Origin of the sequence: Streptomyces sp. NPDC008121, from assembly GCF_042957155.1 — a bacterium.
In the GTDB taxonomy this organism is placed as follows: Bacteria; Actinomycetota; Actinomycetes; order Streptomycetales; family Streptomycetaceae; genus Streptomyces.
In genome coordinates, this window is the sequence record NZ_JBIBHT010000002.1 from 989,976 (window position 1) to 1,007,959 (window position 17,984).

The following is a 17,984-nucleotide window of genomic DNA, read 5'->3' on the forward strand; positions in this document are numbered from 1 at the left end:
ATGGCCTGGCACCCACCCATCGTCGTGCACCGCCCCTCCCCCGGCGGCGGCCGGCGCGTCACCGTGCGCGGCCAGATCGTCGGCCTGGCGCACAACGACACCGATCTCGTCGAGTTCCTGCGCCGCGCGGGACTCGAGGACGCCGACATGATCCTGGACGACCCCCAGCTGGTGGAGTGGCGCGGCGGCCGCCCGCACCGCTGGGAAGCCGCGTAGAGCGGGTCCTCGAACGTTCCGCCTGGCCGCAGGACGACGGTCGAGTCGCCGATCCGCAGCGTGCGGTGCGGCTCGCACTCCGGGGCCACCGGCGCCTCGGCCACCGGGGGCGGCTTGACCATCGGGACAGCATCGCCGGGATCCGGCCGCTCTGACGCACGGCTCTTGGCCCCGGGCCCCGGCTGCCCGACACTGAGCCGATGACGCAGCGCGTGGATCTCGCGACCGTGATGGACCGGATGGCCATCGACGACCTCGTCACCGGGTACGCGGTGGCCGTGGACGATTCCGACTGGGCGGGGTACCGGGCGCTGTTCACCGCCGAGGGACGCGCCGACTACCGGGGCTCCGGCGGCATCGAGGGCCCCGCCGCCGAGGTGGCCGACTGGCTCGCGGAGACGATGCGGCTCTTTCCGGTACGCCAGCACCTCATCGTGAACCGGCGCGTCCAGATCCAGGACCTCGGCGGCTATCCCGGCGACAGCGCGGAGGTGCGCGCCGACTTCGTGAACCCGATGCGGTTCGAGTCCGGCGAGGACTTCGTGTGCGGCGGGCGCTACACCTTCGCCCTGCGGCGTACGGACTCCGGCTGGCGGCTGCGGTCGGTGACCGTGGACGAGAAATGGCGCCGGTTGTAGCCGCCACGCGCACACTGGAGGCGTCACCCCGACGGCGTGGGACAGGAGGCGCGGAATGCGGTTTCCGTACGGCCGACGCGGCCGCCGCCGCGCTCCGGGCCCAGGCCCCGGCCCCGACCGGGACCCGGACGGGACCCCCGACGAAGACCCGGACGGCACCCCCGAGCAGAGCCGGGGGAAGCCCGGACCGAACCCCGCTGTCGGCGCGCGCCTCGACCGGTATGCCCCCGGCCGGGGCCGGGCCCCCTCCCCCGCCCCCCGCTCCTCCGCCGCCCGCGCGGCCCTCGCCGTGCTCTTCGGGGCCGTGCCCGCGCTCGCCTTCCCCGCCCCCGGGCTCTGGTGGCTCTCCTACGTCGCCCTCGTCCCCTGGATGCTGCTGCTCCGTACGGCTCCGACCGCGCGCCGGGCGGCCGTCGAGGGCTGGCTGGGCGGCATCGGGTTCATGCTGGCCCTCCACCACTGGCTGCTCCCGAGCCTGCACGCCTTCCTGCTCCTTCTCGCGGCCCTGCTCGCGCTCCTGTGGGTGCCCTGGGGCTGGCTGGTGCGGGCGATGCTCGGGGACGGCCCGTCCGGTCCGCGCGCCGTCGCCTCCCTGCTCGCCCTGCCCTCCGGCTGGCTGCTCGTCGAACTCATACGGTCCTGGGAGGGCCTGGGCGGCCCCTGGGGCCTGCTCGGGGCCAGCCAGTGGCAGGTTCCCCCCGCCCTTCGGCTCGCCTCGGTCGGTGGCATATGGCTGGTGAGCCTCCTGGTGGTGGCCGTCAACACGGCCGTGGTCCTGCTGCTGTCGACTGCGGCCGGCCGCCGCGCGGGTGTGGTCGGGCTCGTGGTGTGCGGCCTCGCCGTGGGGTCGGTGTGGTGGGGGGCGTCGCCGCCGCGCGAGCGGGGGACGGTACGCGTCGCCGTCGTCCAGCCCGGTGTCCTCGACGGGCCGGACGGGGCCGAGCGGAGGTTCGCCCGGGGCGAGGAGCTGACGCGGGGGCTCACGGGCCGAGGCGTCGATCTGGTCGTCTGGGGCGAGAGCAGCGTCGGCGCCGACCTGGCGTCCCGTCCGGACCTCACCGCCCGGCTGACCGCGCTCGCCCGGGCCGTGGACGCGCCGATACTGGTCAACGTGGACGCCCGCCGCTCCGACCGGCCCGGCATCTACAAGAGCAGCGTGCTCGTCGGAGAGGACGGACCGACCGGTGACCGGTACGACAAGATGCGGCTGGTGCCGTTCGGCGAGTACGTCCCGGCCCGGGCGGTGCTCGGCTGGGTGACCTCGGTCGGCAAGGCGGCAGGCGAGGACCGGCGTCGGGGCGCCGCGCCGGTGGTGATGACGCTGCCGGCCGAGAACGGCCGCCCGGCCCTGCGGATCGGCCCGCTGGTGTGCTTCGAGTCGGCGTTCCCCGACATGAGCCGCCTGCTGACCCGGGAGGGCGCCGGACTCCTGATCGCGCAGTCGGCGACCTCCACCTTCCAGGACAGCTGGGCCCCCGCCCAGCACGCCTCACTGGCGGCGCTGCGCGCCGCGGAGTCGGGCCGCCCGGTGGTGCACGCGACCCTGACGGGCGTCAGCGCGGTGTACGGCCCCGACGGGCGGCGCGTCGGCGCGCCGCTGGGCACCGACCGCAGCGCCGCCGCCGTCCACGACCTGCCGCTCTCGCGGTCCGCGACGGGTTACGTACGCCACGGCGACTGGCCGCTGTGGGGCGCCGTCGCCGTGCTCGCCGTGCTCTGTGCCGTCGAGGGCATGGGTGTGCTCAGGAGGCCTGCGTCAGGGACTCGCGCACCACGCGCTCGCACAGCTCGTGGGTCAGCAGCGCGTCCCGCGCGCTGAGCGGCGTGCCGGCCCGTACCGCGTCGAGGAAGGCGAGGACCGCCTGCTCGATGCCGCGCTGGCGGGCCACCGGGAACCAGTCGCCGCGCCGCCGGACCGACGGCTGGCCCTTGTGGTCCACGACGTCCGAGAGGTTGAGGACCTGGCGCTTGGTGTCCTGTCCCGAGACCTCCAGGATCTCCTCGGTGGAGCCGCTCATCCGGTTCATCATGCCGATGGCGGTGAAGCCGTCGCCGGAGAGCTGGAGCACGACGTGGTGCATCAGGCCGTCGCGGATCCGGGCCCGTACGTCCGTGTGCTCGACCTCGCCGGGCAGCAGGAAGCGCAGGGTGTCGACGACGTGGATGAAGTCGTCGAGCACGAGGGTGCGCGGGTCCTCGGGCAGCCCGACGCGGTTCTTCTGCAGCAGGATCAGCTCGCGCGGGTGGTCGAGGCACTGCGCGTACGAGGGGGCCAGGCGGCGGTTGAAGCCGACGGCCAGGCTGACGCCGGTCTTCTCGGCCAGCTCCACGATCCGTTCGGAGTCGGCGTACTCGTAGGCCAGCGGCTTGTCGACGTAGGTCGCCACCCCCGCTTCGATCAGCCGGGTGGCGATCTCGGCGTGGGCGGCGGTCGAGGCGTGGACGAAGGTGGCGTCGAGGCCGGCGGAGAGGAGGGAGTCGAGATCGGTGTGACGCTGGGCGGACGGCACGTGGTAGGTGTCGCCGAGCCGGTCCAGGGTCGCCGACGTGCGGGTCTGGAGGTGGAGTTCGACCCCCGGCAGGGCCGCGAGGACCGGGAGGTAGGCCTTCTGCGCGATATCACCGAGTCCGATGCAGCCGATCCTCACGGGGTCTCCTTCGCCGTTCCACGCATGCCGCTGTCCGTCCGCCGGTCCCTGCCGGCCGCACGCGCCGGTCAGCTTACGCGGGGCCGCCGTGCGGTCCGGCGGGGGCCGGGGCCGGGGGCTTCCAGTCGGCGATGCCGTCGAATCCGCGCAGGACGAGTCCGGGTCCGAAGCGGGAGACCGCGGCGATGAGCGTGTCCCGGACGGCGACGGCGGGGCGGGCGGAGACCAGGGTGAGCCGGCCGGTGCGCGCGGCCTTGCGGACGATCGCCGTGGTGCGCGGCAGCCGTTCGGCGGTGTACGCGGCGAGGGCGCGGCTCGGCGGGAGGCCGGGTCGGGCGTGGTGGGCGAGGACGACGGCGTCCTCGATCGCCTGGTTGCCGCCCTGGCCGAGGGTGGGCTGCATGGCGTGCGCGGCGTCGCCGAGGAGTGCCACGCGGCCGCGGTGGAAGGCGGGCAGCGGCCGCGGCATGTGGTGGACGTCGTGGCGCAGGACCCCGTCGGCGCCGGCGGCGGCGAGGATGTCGGGGACGGGGTGGTGCCAGTCGCCGAAGAGCCGCAGGAGTTCGGCCTTCTCGCCGTCGGGGGCGTGGGCGCCGGCGGGCGCGGGGGCCATGGCGTACGCGTAGGTCCGGCCGTCCTTGAGGGGCTGGGTGCCCCAGAGCCGGCCGGCTCCCCAGGTCTCGTGCGGGGCGAACGGGCGGCCGGGGGTGGGGACGACGACGCGCCAGGTGGTGAATCCGGAGTAGGTGAGGCCGGTGTAGTCGGGGAAGAGCGCGTGGCGGACGGCCGAGTGGATGCCGTCGGCGCCGAGGACCAGTTCGGCCTCGATGTCGCCGTCGGGGGTGCGGACGGTCGCGGGCCGGCGGTCGTCGCCGGGGTCGGCGAGGGCCGCGGCGGCCCCCGTACGGATCACCCCGTCGGGGAGGGCGGCGGCGAGGAGGTCGACGAGGGTGGCGCGGTGGAGCACGGCGAGCGGTCCGCCGAAGCGTTCGGCGGCGGCCCGGGCGCTGGTACGGGCGAGCCAGCGGCCGTTCGGGGCCCGCATGCCTCCGTCGCCCTGCCAGGCGGACAGTTCGCGGACGCGGTCGCCGAGACCGACGACGTCCAGGGCGCGCTGGGCGTTGGGGGCCAGCGCGATGCCGGCCCCGACGGGTGCGAGGGCCGCGGCCCGCTCCAGGACGGTCACGCTCCAGCCCTGACGGCGGAGGGCGACGGCGGCGGTGAGACCGCCGATACCGGCTCCCACGACGACGGCACGGTGCTGTTCCATGACGACTCCCCTCGAAAACTACATCTGTAGTGACGCCTTCACCGTACCCGACGAACTACGCCTGTAGTGAGAGGGGTGGATAGGTTGGTCCCATGACCGCACGCACCCCCGAGGCGCCCGCCGCCTCCCCCGGTCCCACCCGCGCCGACCGGATCGGCGACGCGGCGCTCGACCTGCTCGTGGAGCGGGGGATGCGCGGCCTCACCCACCGCGCCGTGGACGAGCGGGCCGGGCTGCCCCAGGGGTCGACCTCCAACCAGGCCCGCACCCGCCAGGCCCTGCTCGAGACGGCCGTACGGCGCCAGGTCGAGCGGGAGGCGGGGGTACTGGCCCCGCAGGAGATGCCCGCCCTGGCCGGCGGCGCCGACGCGCTGGTCGACGCCCTCTCCCTCGCCCTGCACCGCTATCTCACCGACCACCGGTCGCTGCTCGTGTCCCGTTACGAACTCGCCCTGGAGGCCACCCGCCGGCCCGAGCTGCGCGGCTTCTTCGACTCCGCCGGCGCCGTGTTCCACGGTCCGCTGGTCGCGATGATGGAGGGCGCCGGCTCCGCCGAGCCGGAGCGGCACGCCCTGTCCCTGATCGCCTGGTGCGAGGGGCTGATGTTCTCCTGCGCCGCCGGATCGTTCCATTCCGTCGTACCGAGCCACGACGAACTGCGCACCGGCTTCCGGGAACTGCTCCGCGGCATGCTCGGCCGCTGAACCGCCCCGAACCCGCTGGCGCCGGGCAGCACGCGTGGGCCACGATGCCTCGCATGACCTCTCCGGAAAGCACCGCCACCACCGCCGCCCCCACTCCCCCGGGCGCCGTCGCCCCCGCCACCGTCGCCGCCCCGCGCGCCGAGGGCGCCGAACGTGCCATGCCGTCGACCCTCGCCGGTGAGCGCGAGATGCTGGAGGGCTGGCTGGAGTTCCACCGCGCGACGCTCGCCATGAAGTGCGAGGGACTCGACGACGCGCAGCTGCGCACGGCTTCGGCCCCGCCCTCCGACCTGAGCCTCCTCGGCCTGGTACGGCACATGGCCGAGGTGGAGCGCGGCTGGTTCCGCCGGGTGCTGGCCGGCGAGGAGGCCGGCTGGATCTACAACAGGGAGGAGCGCGACAGCGACATCCACGTCACGGAGACGGACACCTGGCAGGAGGCGTACGCCACGTGGCAGGGCGAGATCGCCCGGGCCCGCACCCTGGCGGCGGCCCGCGGCCTCGACGACATCGGCACGGGCAGGCACCGCAGCGGCGAACGCTTCAACCTGCGCTGGATCTACACCCACATGATCGAGGAGTACGCCCGGCACAACGGCCACGCCGACCTGCTCCGCGAGCGGATCGACGGAGCCACCGGCGACTGATCGGGCCGGCACCCGAGGGCGGCAGGGCCGCTGGTCGACGACCCCTTGTCATCGCGATGGCGGCCGTCACCCGTGTGGGGCATTCCCCGTCGGTAGGGGCGCGAAGATCGCGGTCGGGCCCGCAGAGTGGCGCGGTGCATGGAACGAGAACCACAGCGAAGGTCCTGGTCGGGGTGGCGGTCGCCGTCCTCTCCGGCTGCGTCTCGGTCGCGACGCCGCCGCCCGCCCCCGAGCCGTCGCCCGAGGCCGGCCGCTCCGCGCAGGACGTGACGCCGCAGGGCGCCGAGGGGCCCCAGCTCCTCGAAGGCCCGGCCCGCGAGGCCCTGGAAGCGGCGCTTCCGGCCCCGGCGCCACGCAAGCCCCGCGCCACGGCCGCCGGACCACGGGCGCCGCACTCCGGACCGCCCGCTTCGGGACAGGACGGCACAGGTCCCTCGTCCGCTCCGCCGCGGCGGAGCGACGCGGGGGCGGTGCGGCCGCCCGCCCTGCCGGAGCCGCCCCGCTCCCTCGACGAGGTGTGCGATCTGGGCGAGCGCCTCGGGGGCTGGCGGCCGGACAGCGACGAGGCGAGGATCTGCCGGGGCGCCGCCCTGCCCTGACGGGCAGCCACCGTGGGCCGCGCACCGCTCACAGGGTGCGCAGCCGTACCTCCAGGCGGTCGATCGCGGCGCGGACCCCCTGGCCGTACCCGTCGTCGTCGAGGGCTTCCGACGCTGCGCGGGCCCGGTCCAGATGGGTCCGCGCCGCGTCGGGCCGCCGCAGCTTGACGTAGTCGGCGGCCAGGTTGAGGTGGAGAGAGGGGTACAGGGCGCGCAGCGCGACCGCCGAGTCGTGCCGGGCGAGTCGTTCCTCGCCCAGCTCCTCGGCGGCCAGCAGCGCCCGCAGGTCCCAGGCCAGCTCGGTGTCCGGGTCGTCCTGCGCGTCCGCCGTGTAGTGCGCGAGGGTGCAGCGGTGCAGCGGGTCGCCGTCCGGGCCGATGCGCTGCCACAGCTCCACGAAGCGGTTGCGGGCCTCCTCGCGGTCCCCGCCGTGCAGCAGCATCAGCGCCTGCCCGATCCTGGTCATGACGCCGTCGTCCGCCACCTGCTGCTGCTCCGTCACTGCGGCCTCCACGCGCTTTCGGTCCACGTCCTTCGACGCCAACGGCTGTCCCGTCATCCCCGGCGGGCGCTCGACGACAGCTACGGCACCTCGCCGCGGTGTCGGAACGCCCGAATACTCCCAGTATGCGGGCGTGCCTCCGCCTTGCGATGCACCACATCCGACGCCGCGCGCCGATCCGCCAGGGATGACGGGACAGCCCTGAGCCGCAGCGGTCACCGATCCGGCACAGGCTCGGGCGGGCCCCCGAGCCTGTCAGCCGGGCGGGCTCAGCCGAGGTCCGGGATCCGCCAGTCGATCGGCTCGTGGCCCTGGGCGGCGATCGCCGCGTCGATCTGCGTGAAGGGGCGGGAGCCGAAGAACTTCTTCGCCGACAACGGCGAGGGGTGCGCGCCCTTCACGACCACGTGCCGCTCCTCGTCGATCAGCGGGAGCTTCTTCTGGGCGTAGGCGCCCCAGAGGACGAAGACGGCCGGGTCCTTCCGCGAGGCCACCGCGCTGATCACGGCGTCCGTGAACTTCTCCCAGCCCTGGCCCTTGTGGGAGTTCGCCTCGCCGGCCCGGACGGTGAGGACCGCGTTGAGCAGCAGGACGCCCTGCTCGGCCCACGGCATCAGATAGCCGTTGTCCGGGACGGGGTGCCCCAGCTCCTCCTTCATCTCCTTGTAGATGTTCCGGAGGGAGGGCGGGGTCCTGACCCCGGGCCGCACGGAGAAGCAGAGGCCGTGCCCCTGCCCCTCGCCGTGATACGGGTCCTGGCCGAGGACCAGGACCTTCACCCGGTCGTAGGGCGTCGCCGCCAGGGCGGCGAAGACCTCGTCGCGCGGCGGATAGACCGGCCCCTTGGCCCGCTCCTCCTCGACGAACTCGGTGAGCTGCTTGAAGTACGGCTTCTGCAGCTCTTCGCCGAGGACGCCGCGCCAGGACTCGGGCAGCATGTCGGTGTCGGTCACGTCAACAACCTCCGGTAGACCATGTTCTCCACTGATCATCGAACCTACCGGGGGCCACTGACAACGCCCGCGCGCGGGCCTCCCGTCCGGCTTCCGCCGGTCCGGGAGGCGACGCGCGAGCGGGCGCTTCCTACCAGCTGGCGCGGCGGTTGAGCTCCCACATCTGCATGACGGTCTGCGGGTCGAGCGCGCGCTCGCCGCCGCCGATGTCCTCGCTGGCCGCGATGTAGAGCTTGCCCTGCCACAGCGGCAGCAGGCGGACGTCCTCCACCATGAGTTCCTGGGCCTTCTTGAACTCGTCCGTGGCCGCCCCCCGGTCGCTCTCGCGCCGGGACTTGGGGAGGAGCTGGTCGGTGATCTCGGGGCGCAGGTACGGGGTTCCGAGCACGTTCTGCTTGCCGATGAACGGCGCCACGAAGTTGTCCGGGTCCGGGAAGTCGGGGAACCAGCCGCGGCCGAAGACCGGATACTGGCCCTTCTGGTAGCCCGCCTGGAACTCCTTCCACGGCTTGCTGCGCAGGGTCACCTTGAAGAGGCCGGACGCCTCCAGCTGCCGCTTGAGCTCGGCGAACTCGGGCGCCGTGGCGGAGCCGTAACGGTCGGTGGTGAACCAGAAGTCCAGCTCCACGGGGTCGGTGATCCCGGCGTCCCGCAGAATGTCGCGGGCCTTGTCGACGCTGGGCTCGCCGAAGCGGTCGAAGAACTCGGTGGTGTGACCGGCGATGCCCTTGGGAACCATGGAATAGAGCGGCTCGGCGGTGCCCTGGTAGACCTTCGCGACGAGTTCGTCGCGGTCCACGAGCTGGGCGATCGCCTTGCGGACGGGCGCCTTGGCGACGGTGGAGTCCTGGGCGTTGAAGACGAGGTAGCGGATGTCGGCGCCGGTCGACTCGATGAGCTGGAGGCCCTTGTTCTCTTCCTTGTCCTCCTGGAGGGCGACGACCTCGGCGGCGGTGAGTCCGCGGTAGGTGGCGTCGATCTCCTTCGCCTTCAGAGCGGCGACCATCGGCTCGGACTCCTTGAAGTACCGGATGGTGACGCCGCCGTTCTTGCGGTCGGCGAACCCCTTGTAGGTGGGGTTCTTCGTCAGCTCCGCCTTGTCGCCCTCGGCGTAGTCGTCGAGGACGTACGGTCCGGAGCCGACGACCTTGCCGTCCTCGCGGAGCTTGTCGGCGGGGTACTCCGCCGGGTCCACCAGCGACATGGCGGGCGTGGCGAGGATGAAGGGGAAGGTCGCGTCGGGCTTGTTCAGCCGGAAGACCACCGTCCGGTCGTCGGTGACCTCGATCTTGTCGAGGGAACCGAGCATGCCGTTGGGGCCGCCCTCGACGTTGATCTTCCGAATGCGTTCGATGGAGTACTGGACCGCCTTGGCGTCCAGTTTGTGCCCGTTGGAGAATGCGAGACCTTCGACGAGTTTGCATTCGAAGATCCGGCTGGACGTGTCCTTGAATTCGCAGTCGGCCGCGTCGGACTGCGGTGTCGTGCTTCCGGTCGGGAAGCTCACGAGCGTCTGGAAGACATTCCGGAACAATTCCCAGGAGTTGTCCCAGGCAGCGGCCGGATCAAGCGTGGAGGGAGAACTCGTCGTACCGACGACGATTCTCTGCTCCCCGGCGGATTCAGCATCCGAAAACAGGCTGCATCCGGAAACCAGGGATATGGACGCAAGGGCTGCAGCGGCCTGCAGACTGGTCCGGTTGAACACGTGCACGCTCCTCGTTCAGCCATGGGTCGGCCGACCATACCGCAGCACCCCGCCAGGTCAATGTTCGACCCTGGCGGGGCACTTGCGTCATTCACTGCATAACCGGGTCTAAACCGGTCACATATTCCGGCGAGTGTCCGGATACCGGTCACCCGACTCCGGCGTTGAGGAAAATCCCACCGTCGACCACGAGCGTCTGGCCGGTGATCCAGTCCGACTGGTCGGACGTGAGGAAGGCGGCCGCCCCGCCGATGTCCTCGGGGACGCCGAGCCGGCCGAGCGGGTACGCCGCCGCGGCCTCGGCCTCCCGGCCCTCGTAGAGGGCCTGGGCGAACTTGGTCTTCACGACCGCCGGGGCGATCGCGTTGACCCGGACGCCGGGCGCGAGCTCGTGCGCCAGCTGGAGGGTCAGATTGACCATGGCCGCCTTGCTCATGCCGTACGCCCCGATGAAGGGCGAGGCGGAGATGCCGGCGACCGAGGCGATGTTCACGATCGCGCCGCCGTGCTCCTTCTGCCAGGCGCGCCAGGTCTGCTGGGCGAAGCCGAGCGCGGAGATCACGTTGGTCTCGTAGACCTTGCGTGCCACGTTCAGGTCGAGTTCGGCGATGGGGCCGAAGACCGGATTCGTACCGGCGTTGTTGACCAGGAAGTCGACCCGCCCGAAGGCCTCCATCGCGGCGTCGACGGCGGCGGCCTGATGGGCCTCGTCGTGCGCCTTGCCGGCGACCCCGATGACCCGGTCGGCGCCCAGCCGCTCCACGGCTTCCTTGAGGGCTTCCTCGCCCCGTCCGGTGATGCAGACCCGGTCGCCGCGGGCGACCAGGGCCTCGGCGACGCCGTAACCGATGCCCCGGCTCGCCCCGGTGACGAGGGCGACCTTGCCGGAGAGTTCGGGAAGTGCGGTGGTGCTCATGTCCGTCTCCTTTTCCGCTCGCGTGGGGGCGAGGTCAGTTGAGCGGGCCGCCGGCCACGTACAGGACCTGACCGGAGACAAAGCCGGCGTCGTCGCCCGTGAAGAAGGCGATGGCGTTGGCGATGTCGTCGGGGTTGCCGACGCGCTGCACGGGGATCATGGAGGCGGCCGCGGCCTGGAACTCCTCGAAGCCCATGCCGACGCGCTCGGCGGTCTGCGCGGTCATCTCGGTGACGATGAAGCCCGGCGCCACGGCGTTGGCGGTGATGCCGAACTTGCCCAGCTCCTTGGCCAGGGTCTTGGTGAAGCCCTGCAGACCGGCCTTGACGGCGGAGTAGTTGGCCTGGCCGCGGTTGCCGAGCGCCGAGGAGGACGAGAGGGAGACGATCCGGCCGAAGCCCGCGTCCACCATGTGCTTCTGACAGGCCTTCGCCATCAGGAAGGCGCCCTTCAGGTGCACGTTCATGACCGTGTCCCAGTCGGACTCGGTCATCTTGAAGAGCAGGTTGTCGCGGAGCACGCCCGCGTTGTTGACGAGGATCGTCGGCGCGCCGAGCTCGGCGGCGACCCGCGCGATCGCGGCCTCCACCTGGGCGCCGTCGGAGACGTCGCAGCCGACGGCGAGGGCCGTGCCGCCCGCCGAGGTGATCTTCTCGACGGTGTCCTTGCAGGCCGCCTCGTCGAGGTCGAGTACGGCGACGGCGCGGCCTTCCGCGGCCAGCCGTACCGCGGTCGCGGCGCCAATGCCCCGCGCCGCACCGGTGACGACGGCTACGCGCTGCTCGGTGGTGGACATGCTGGTTCTCCTCGCCCTTGGATCATCCCTGGTGTGCGGCCCACACTGCGTCCCGCTGATGAGCGACCGCTTAGTACCTTCCGCAGGACGAGACGCTAGAAGCCCTGGCACCCGGTGTCAACGGCCCACCGGGTGCACCCGATCACTACCCTCCCCACGGACGCGGTTCAGCGCACCAGGAGATCGAGCAGCCTTTCGACCTCGGCGCCGGGGTCGGCGGTCAGACCGGTGTGCACCGGGCCGGGCTGCACCACCGTCGAGCGGGGCGCGATGAGCCAGCGGAACCGGCGCCCGGCGTCGTCCCGCGCCGCCTGCCCCGCGTCGTCGCCACCCCGGCAGACCCCTTCGACGCCGTGCAGCGCGGCCCGTACGCCGATCACGTCGGCCGCCGGGTCGAGCGCCCTCAGCTTCGCCTCGTCGAGGTGGGTCCGGGCGGCGACGAAGGACTTGGCCCGGCAGTAGACCACCACTCCCGCGTTGAAGAACTCGCCGCGCTCCACACGGGGCACCACGCGCAGGACGGCGTACTCGAAGACATCGCGGTCGGTCACGTGGTGCGGTCCTTCTGGGTGGGGTTCGGCCGAGGGGGCAGGCGGTCGGCGAGCCAGCCGGGCGCCTGGGCGGGCGCGCGCTCGGCGCGCGGCCCGAGGGTGATCCTCTCGTGGATGGAAGCGGCGCGCGGGAGCAGCGCCTCCACGTAGGCGCGGCGCAGCGCGTCGGGCGTCTCGAAGCCGGGCTCGTCGAGCAGCCACTCGTCGGGAACGTCGGCCGCGACCTCGTGGAGCAGCTCGCGCGTGACCAGCGGGGCCAGTTCGGCGGCGGCGGAGGCGACGTCGGGTCCGAAGGGGGCCAGCGCGTGGTCCGATGCGTCGTAGGGCTTGGCGGCGGACGCGGCGGCTCCGGGCCAGTTGTGGTGCCAGATCATGGTGGCGCCGTGGTCGATCAGCCACAGGTCGCCGTGCCAGACCAGCATGTTCGGGTTGCGCCAGGACCGGTCGACGTTGTTGATCACCGCGTCGAACCAGACGACCTTCCCCGCCTCCTTCGGGTCCACCTCGTACGCCAGCGGGTCGAAGCCGAGCGAGCCGGGCAGGTAGTCCATCCCGAGGTTGAGGCCGCCGCTCGCCTTGAGCAGCTCCTGCACCTCCTGGTCGGGTTCGGAGAGCCCGATGACGGGGTCGAGCTGGATGGTGACCAGCTCGGGCACGCGCAGCCCGAGCCGGCGGGCGAGCTGCCCGCAGACGACCTCGGCGACGAGGGTCTTGCGGCCCTGCCCCACACCGGTGAACTTCATGACGTACGTACCGAGGTCGTCCGCCTCGACGATCCCGGGGAGCGAGCCGCCCTCACGCAACGGCGTGACATAGCGGGTCGCTACGACCTCTTCCAACATTCTCCCAGGTCACCCATCTCTTCATCTGACAATCCACGGACGGCTTTTGGGGGCGGAGGAGCGGGAATCGCCGGTCGACGGCGTCGGAGAGGGCCCTGGGGACGCCGACCGGCAAGCCGGTTCCCCTGCTCCCGAAGCAGACCGCCGATGGTGCCGCGCCTCGTGCCGCCGGCCTCCGGCATGAAGTGAGCAGCGTAACCGAGGGTGATCGCGCGCGAGCATCACCCAAGGGCACAGCGCCATGGTCGCGATGGATCGGGCGTGTACATGGGGTGACGCGCGAGGCGCTCGAAGAAGCTCCGGCAGGATGCCGCGCCGGCACTACCGGCGGCCCGACGTCCCCTCTTGTTCGTCCAAGGCGGCCAGGAGGCTGCGGAGCGAGGCGCGCGTGGCCCGGATCTCCTCGTCGGGGAGATCCGCGAAGAGGGAGCGGTGCCGCTCCTCGGCCCGCGCGGTCACGCGGGCCAGCGCGTCCTTGCCGGCCGGCGTCGGGGTCAGCAGGGGCGAGGATCGGTGGTCCGGGTTCACGGCGAGGTCGGCGAGCCCGAGCGTCACGAGGTCGTTGGCGACGCGCTGGACGTTCTGACGGCTGACACCCAGGCGCCGCGCGGCCTGGGGAACCGTGAGCGGCTCCTCGGACACGACGCTCAGCAGCTGCCACCGCGCCTGGGTGAGTCCTTCCGCACCGGCGGTCTCCTCGCCGAGCCGCCGCAGGGCGCCGGCCGCCTCGTACACGTCGGCGATCAGCAGAGCTACCTCGTCGGGCATCGCACGCTCCCTCCCATTGACAACACGTTGCCACTGCGGCAACATGTTGTCATCTTGTTCGCTTCGGATCCCCCTAGGACACGACATGCCCAGGACCGACCTCTACCGGAATGTTCACATGGGGCAGCGCGCCCGCATGTTCACGCTGGCCATCGAGCTCGGGGCAGCCGACCTCGACGGGGCCGGCGCCGCGGTGTACGCCGAACGCTGCCTCGACCTGACCCGGGAACTCCGCGCGCACGCCGAGCACGAGGACACCTTCATCCATCCCCTGCTGCGGCAGCGCGCCCCCGCCGCCGCCGACGCGCTGGACGCCGAACACCTCCGCCTCGACGCCGCCTTCGCCGCACTCGACGCGAGCGCCCGCGCCCTGCCGGGCACCGCCCCCGACGACCTGCCGGAGGCCCGGCACGGGCTGTACCTGGCCCTCAACGAGGTGATCGCCGCCTATCTCGCCCATCTGCACGCCGAGGAGACGGTCGCGATGCCGGCCCTGTGGGAGAACGCCACCGACGGTGAACTGGAGGCCGTCTTCGCCGCCTTCCGCGCCTCCCGCACCGCGGACGAGGCCCTGGCGGACCTCCGCGCGATGCTGCCCGCCCTGCCGGCCGCGGCCAGAGCCACGATCGTCCGCGGCGCGGTCGAGGCAGCGCCCGGCGAGGAACACCGCACGCTGGCCGCCCTCACCACCACCCTCGCCCCCGACCAGCGCAACCGCCTCTACGCCGACCTCGGCCTGCCTGAGGTGTGGGCACTCCGCGACCGCTGACTTCGGAAATCGCGTAGCTGCCGCGTTCCCGGCGCCGGTACCGTCCGGTCCGAGACCAGCCGCACCAGCGGCTTCCCACGCCCAGAGAGCGATACGCACATGACCGGCCGGCGAGCAACGACGACCCTGTGGCGCCCGACAGGCCCCGAGGAGCTGGACCTGGTCCGCGCGCTGAACTGGCGCGCTTGGCCGCCTCGGCTCCCCGAGCAGCCGATCTTCTACCCGGTCCTCGACGAGGACTACGCGATCAAGATCGCGAGGGACTGGAACGTGAAGCACAGCGGTGCCGGCTTCGTCACCCGCTTCGAGGTCGAGTCGGAGTTCCTCCGCCGGTACCCCGTCCAGCAGGCCGGAGGGCGGACGATTCTCGAGCTGTGGGTCCCGGCGGAGGAGCTGGACGACTTCAACGCTCACATCGTCGGCGAGATCCAGGTGGTCCACGAGTTCCGCTGAGGCTCCGATGACGACGGCCACCCCGCCTCCGCCCCCCGGCATCACGGTTGAGGTCGCTCGGTTCCGTGAGGGCGGTACGGTGAGGGCATGAAGGAGACCGCGACCGTCGAGACCGTCCTGCCACCGGCGCCCGGCGCCGAGGAGTATCCGGCGCTCGACCTCGCCAACACCGCGATCGCCCTGCCCGGCGGGCAGTTCGCGGATCTCCTCGGGACGCCCGCCGTCGCCGGCCAGTGGCTGGTCGATCACGGCCTGGCCCCCGCGGACGTCCGGATCCAGGAGATGTGCGCGGCGCGGATGCGGTCCCTGCGCGAGCAGGTACGGGCCCTGCTCGCCTCCCGCGTCGGCGGTCACCCGGCCCCGCCCGGCGCCCTCGCGGCCGTCAACGACGCGCTCACCCGGGTGCCCACCGCCTCCCCGCTCGCCTGGGACGCGACCCAGGGGCTGCACCGGACGACCCCGCACCCCGTCGACCAGATGCTGGAGCAGGCCCTGGGCATCCTGGCCGCGAACGCGGCCGATCTGCTCACCGGCCCCGACGCCGAGCGTCTCGCCGCCTGCGACTCCGCCCCCTGCAACCGCTTCCTCATCCGTTCGGGGCGCCGCCAGTGGTGCTCGACCCGCTGCGGCGACCGGGTTCGCGCGGCCCGCGCCTACGCCCGCCGCACCCAGGGCGCCGTCGATTGAGCCCATCTCCCGGCCCGAGGCCGTGAACCGACGCCACCCGAGAGGCCCCTCCGCACGCGCGGAGGGGCCTCTCGCATCTCCACTTCTCACGTTAAGGCTTGCGCTTATCCGTGAGGCCGAGCTAGGTTCACTCACGGATAATCATTCTCTCAACCGTGAGGTTCCGATGACCGACGCTCCCACCACGCCCGCCACCACCGCCTCCGCCCTCGTCCCCGTCCACGTCTTCGGCGGCCCCACCGCACTCATCGAGTACGGCGGCCTGCGCTTCCTGACCGACCCGACCTTCGACGCCCCCGGCGCCTACGACTCCGGCCTGACCAAGACCGCTCCGACGGCCACGTCCCCCGCCGCCCTCGGCCGCGTCGACGTGGTCCTGCTCTCGCACGACGAGCACGACGACAACCTGGACGCCTCCGGCCGGGACCTGCTCGCCGACGTGCCGCTCACCCTCACCACGCCCGGGGGCGCGGGGCGCCTCGGCGGGGCCGCCCGGGGCCTGGAGGACTGGGAGTCGGTCGACCTCGACCGCCCGGGCGGCGGCACGGTCACGGTGACAGGCGTCCCCGCCCTGCACGGCCCCGGCCGGCGGGAGGAGCTGGAACCGGTCGTGGGCGAGGTCGTCGGCTTCGTCCTGACCGGTGAGGGACTGCCCACGGTCTACGTCAGCGGCGACAACGCCCAGCTCGGCCCGGTCCAGGAGATCGCCGACCGGTTCGGCCCGGTCGACACCGCCGTCCTGTTCGCCGGCGCCGTCCGCTTGCCGGTCCTCGACCACCAGTTGCTCACCCTGGACAGCGACCAGGCCGCCGAGGCCGCCCGGATCCTCGGAGCACGTCGGATCGTGCCCGTCCACTTCGACGGCTGGGCCCACTTCACCGAGGGCCGCGACCGGCTGGTCGCCGCGTTCACCGCGGCCGGACTGATCGACCGCGTACAGCTCGGCTGACCGCCCCGAAACCGGCCCGGTGCCCCGTCGCCTCACCCGGACGGGTTGCTCGTGAACGATCCGGGCCGCTCGCGCGTACTTCCTCCCGACAAGGTCATCGGCTCGGTCGGATCGATATCTAGGGGAGCGTATGAGCACAGTGGCACGCCGGACAGTGGTCTCCGCGGCGAGCGGCGCGGGCCTGGTGGCGGTACTCGCCGCCTGCGGCGGTGGCTCGGACGGTGACGGCTCGGGCGGCAAGGCGGGCGGCGGTGGCGCGACCGACGCCCCGGCGGACGCGGGCACGGGCGCACCGTTGGCGAAGACCGCCGACGTCCCGGTGGGCGGCGGCATGGTGATCGCCGACAAGGGCGTGGTGATCACCCAGCCGACCGCCGGCGAGTTCAAGGCGTTCTCGTCGAAGTGCACCCACATGGGCTGCGCCGTCAGCGGAGTCGCCGACGGCGTCATCACCTGCCCCTGCCACCAGAGCCTCTTCGACGCGTCGGACGGCAGCGTCAAGGGCGGCCCCGCGACCGCGCCGCTGCCACCGACGTCGATCAAGGTCGAGGGGGACGCGATCACCCTCGCGTAGGACTCTTCCAGCAGCGCAGCACCTCCTCGGTGGTGGTGACGGTCGAGACGAGCGCGAGCGTGTGGCGGATCATCGCGGGGGTGTAGTCGGCCGGTACCCCCGCGATGGCGTCGCCCGGCACGACCACGGTGTAACCGAGGTTGACGGCGTCGAACACCGCGTTGGGTACGGCCACGTTGGCCGAGACGCCGGTGACCACGAGAGTGCGGCAGCCGAGGTTGCGCAGCAGCGGGTCGACGTCGGTGCCGGCGAGCGGCGAGAGCCCGTGGAGCCTCCGTACGATCAAGTCCTCGTCCGCGACCTCGATCGGTTCGGCGATCCGTACCGCCGTGCTGCCGCTGTGCTGCTGTACGGGAAGTCGGACCACGGCCTGGAAGAGCCTGGCGTTGCTGTTGGCGCCGCGCCCGTCGGGCCGGCGCTCGGCGACGGCGTGCAGCACCTGGACATCGGCCTCGTGCGCGGCGGCGACCAGGCGCGCCACGTTCCCCAGCGCCCCCGAGGAGCGGGCCACGGCGGCGAGTTCGGGAAGGGCGCTGTCCCGGCCGACGACGCCCTGCTGGCATTCGACGGTGAGCAGCACCGTGCCCGGCGGGTCGAGCAGGTCCTGGAGTCGAGCCCTTCGAGCGGTGTCGGTCATGTCTCCCCCTCCGGTCGCCGCGGGACCTGGCTCCCCCGGGCGGGCGAGGCTAGCCACCCTCGCTCTCGGAGGGAAGAGCCATCATTGTTCCGTCCTTGCTCTCCGCGGGAGGAGCCCTCATGCTTTCTGACACTTCATCAGAGAGCGAGAAGGGGGC

22 protein-coding genes are annotated in these 17,984 nt (G+C 72.6%); 11 read left to right on the forward strand and 11 right to left on the reverse strand.

Annotation, left to right across the window (positions count from 1 at the left end; translation table 11 throughout):
- The 3 genes from ACFZBD_RS09895 (at position 1) to lnt (ending at position 2,673) form a co-directional block, all read left to right on the forward strand.
- The gene (locus ACFZBD_RS09895; RefSeq protein ID WP_391138381.1) at positions 1 to 216 is read left to right on the forward strand and encodes a hypothetical protein; all 216 of its coding nucleotides are present in this window, start codon (positions 1 to 3) and stop codon (positions 214 to 216) included.
- Between the two features lie 200 nt (positions 217 to 416).
- Positions 417 to 854, forward strand: coding sequence for a nuclear transport factor 2 family protein (locus tag ACFZBD_RS09900; RefSeq protein WP_391138383.1), 438 nt, complete (start codon positions 417 to 419; stop codon positions 852 to 854).
- A 55-nt stretch (positions 855 to 909) separates the two neighbouring features.
- Positions 910 to 2,673 (forward strand): apolipoprotein N-acyltransferase, encoded by a 1,764-nt coding sequence (lnt, locus tag ACFZBD_RS09905; RefSeq protein ID WP_391138385.1) that lies wholly within the window; start codon positions 910 to 912, stop codon positions 2,671 to 2,673.
- Here the strand turns inward: lnt and ACFZBD_RS09910 are convergent.
- On the reverse strand, positions 2,597 to 3,502 hold the full coding sequence (locus ACFZBD_RS09910) for a Gfo/Idh/MocA family oxidoreductase (protein WP_391138387.1): 906 nt from the start codon (positions 3,500 to 3,502) through the stop codon (positions 2,597 to 2,599). The genes lnt and ACFZBD_RS09910 overlap by 77 nt on opposite strands.
- 73 nt (positions 3,503 to 3,575) lie before the next feature.
- A complete protein-coding gene (locus tag ACFZBD_RS09915; RefSeq protein WP_391138389.1) occupies positions 3,576 to 4,772 on the reverse strand; it encodes an FAD-dependent monooxygenase in 1,197 nt (398 codons plus the stop codon).
- A 92-nt stretch (positions 4,773 to 4,864) separates the two neighbouring features.
- On the opposite strand from ACFZBD_RS09915, the gene ACFZBD_RS09920 reads away from it, so the two are divergent.
- From ACFZBD_RS09920 to ACFZBD_RS09930, 3 genes are all read left to right on the forward strand, one after another.
- Entirely contained in the window at positions 4,865 to 5,476 is a 612-nt protein-coding gene (locus tag ACFZBD_RS09920; RefSeq protein WP_391138391.1) for a TetR/AcrR family transcriptional regulator, read from the forward strand.
- Positions 5,477 to 5,634: 158 nt separating this feature from the next.
- The gene (locus tag ACFZBD_RS09925) at positions 5,635 to 6,123 is read left to right on the forward strand and encodes a DinB family protein (protein ID WP_391138584.1); all 489 of its coding nucleotides are present in this window, start codon (positions 5,635 to 5,637) and stop codon (positions 6,121 to 6,123) included.
- A gap of 134 nt (positions 6,124 to 6,257) precedes the next feature.
- A complete protein-coding gene (locus tag ACFZBD_RS09930) occupies positions 6,258 to 6,722 on the forward strand; it encodes a hypothetical protein (RefSeq protein WP_391138393.1) in 465 nt (154 codons plus the stop codon).
- A 28-nt stretch (positions 6,723 to 6,750) separates the two neighbouring features.
- Here the strand turns inward: ACFZBD_RS09930 and ACFZBD_RS09935 are convergent, their stop codons facing one another.
- The 8 genes from ACFZBD_RS09935 to ACFZBD_RS09970 form a co-directional block, all read right to left on the reverse strand.
- On the reverse strand, positions 6,751 to 7,224 hold the full coding sequence (locus ACFZBD_RS09935) for a hypothetical protein (protein WP_391138586.1): 474 nt from the start codon (positions 7,222 to 7,224) through the stop codon (positions 6,751 to 6,753).
- 269 nt (positions 7,225 to 7,493) lie between these two features.
- A complete protein-coding gene (gene ung / locus ACFZBD_RS09940) occupies positions 7,494 to 8,177 on the reverse strand; it encodes a uracil-DNA glycosylase (protein ID WP_391138395.1) in 684 nt (227 codons plus the stop codon).
- 130 nt (positions 8,178 to 8,307) lie between these two features.
- Positions 8,308 to 9,885 (reverse strand): ABC transporter substrate-binding protein, encoded by a 1,578-nt coding sequence (locus ACFZBD_RS09945; RefSeq protein ID WP_391138397.1) that lies wholly within the window; start codon positions 9,883 to 9,885, stop codon positions 8,308 to 8,310.
- A gap of 148 nt (positions 9,886 to 10,033) precedes the next feature.
- Entirely contained in the window at positions 10,034 to 10,801 is a 768-nt protein-coding gene (locus tag ACFZBD_RS09950; RefSeq protein WP_391138399.1) for a glucose 1-dehydrogenase, read from the reverse strand.
- A 34-nt stretch (positions 10,802 to 10,835) separates the two neighbouring features.
- On the reverse strand, positions 10,836 to 11,597 hold the full coding sequence (gene fabG / locus ACFZBD_RS09955; RefSeq protein WP_391138401.1) for a 3-oxoacyl-ACP reductase FabG: 762 nt from the start codon (positions 11,595 to 11,597) through the stop codon (positions 10,836 to 10,838).
- A gap of 167 nt (positions 11,598 to 11,764) precedes the next feature.
- Complete coding sequence (locus ACFZBD_RS09960) at positions 11,765 to 12,148, reverse strand: DUF3037 domain-containing protein (protein ID WP_391138403.1); 384 nt, start codon at positions 12,146 to 12,148, stop codon at positions 11,765 to 11,767.
- Complete coding sequence (locus tag ACFZBD_RS09965) at positions 12,145 to 12,990, reverse strand: HipA family kinase (RefSeq protein ID WP_391138405.1); 846 nt, start codon at positions 12,988 to 12,990, stop codon at positions 12,145 to 12,147. The genes ACFZBD_RS09960 and ACFZBD_RS09965 overlap by 4 nt, the downstream gene beginning before the upstream one ends.
- 321 nt (positions 12,991 to 13,311) lie before the next feature.
- The gene (locus tag ACFZBD_RS09970) at positions 13,312 to 13,758 is read right to left on the reverse strand and encodes a MarR family transcriptional regulator (protein WP_391138407.1); all 447 of its coding nucleotides are present in this window, start codon (positions 13,756 to 13,758) and stop codon (positions 13,312 to 13,314) included.
- An 85-nt stretch (positions 13,759 to 13,843) separates the two neighbouring features.
- On the opposite strand from ACFZBD_RS09970, the gene ACFZBD_RS09975 reads away from it, so the two are divergent.
- From ACFZBD_RS09975 to ACFZBD_RS09995, 5 genes are all read left to right on the forward strand, one after another.
- Positions 13,844 to 14,527 (forward strand): hemerythrin domain-containing protein, encoded by a 684-nt coding sequence (locus ACFZBD_RS09975; protein WP_391138410.1) that lies wholly within the window; start codon positions 13,844 to 13,846, stop codon positions 14,525 to 14,527.
- A 99-nt stretch (positions 14,528 to 14,626) separates the two neighbouring features.
- A complete protein-coding gene (locus ACFZBD_RS09980) occupies positions 14,627 to 14,980 on the forward strand; it encodes a hypothetical protein (protein WP_391138412.1) in 354 nt (117 codons plus the stop codon).
- Positions 14,981 to 15,067: 87 nt separating this feature from the next.
- The gene (locus ACFZBD_RS09985) at positions 15,068 to 15,667 is read left to right on the forward strand and encodes an ABATE domain-containing protein (RefSeq protein ID WP_391138414.1); all 600 of its coding nucleotides are present in this window, start codon (positions 15,068 to 15,070) and stop codon (positions 15,665 to 15,667) included.
- Between the two features lie 166 nt (positions 15,668 to 15,833).
- The gene (locus ACFZBD_RS09990; protein ID WP_391138416.1) at positions 15,834 to 16,616 is read left to right on the forward strand and encodes an MBL fold metallo-hydrolase; all 783 of its coding nucleotides are present in this window, start codon (positions 15,834 to 15,836) and stop codon (positions 16,614 to 16,616) included.
- Positions 16,617 to 16,746: 130 nt separating this feature from the next.
- Positions 16,747 to 17,190 carry a Rieske 2Fe-2S domain-containing protein gene (locus tag ACFZBD_RS09995; RefSeq protein WP_391138418.1) on the forward strand — a complete coding sequence of 148 codons (444 nt, stop codon included), beginning with the start codon at positions 16,747 to 16,749 and terminating at the stop codon, positions 17,188 to 17,190.
- Here the strand turns inward: ACFZBD_RS09995 and ACFZBD_RS10000 are convergent.
- Entirely contained in the window at positions 17,177 to 17,827 is a 651-nt protein-coding gene (locus tag ACFZBD_RS10000; protein ID WP_391138420.1) for an isochorismatase family protein, read from the reverse strand. The genes ACFZBD_RS09995 and ACFZBD_RS10000 overlap by 14 nt on opposite strands.
- Positions 17,828 to 17,984 lie beyond the last annotated feature (157 nt).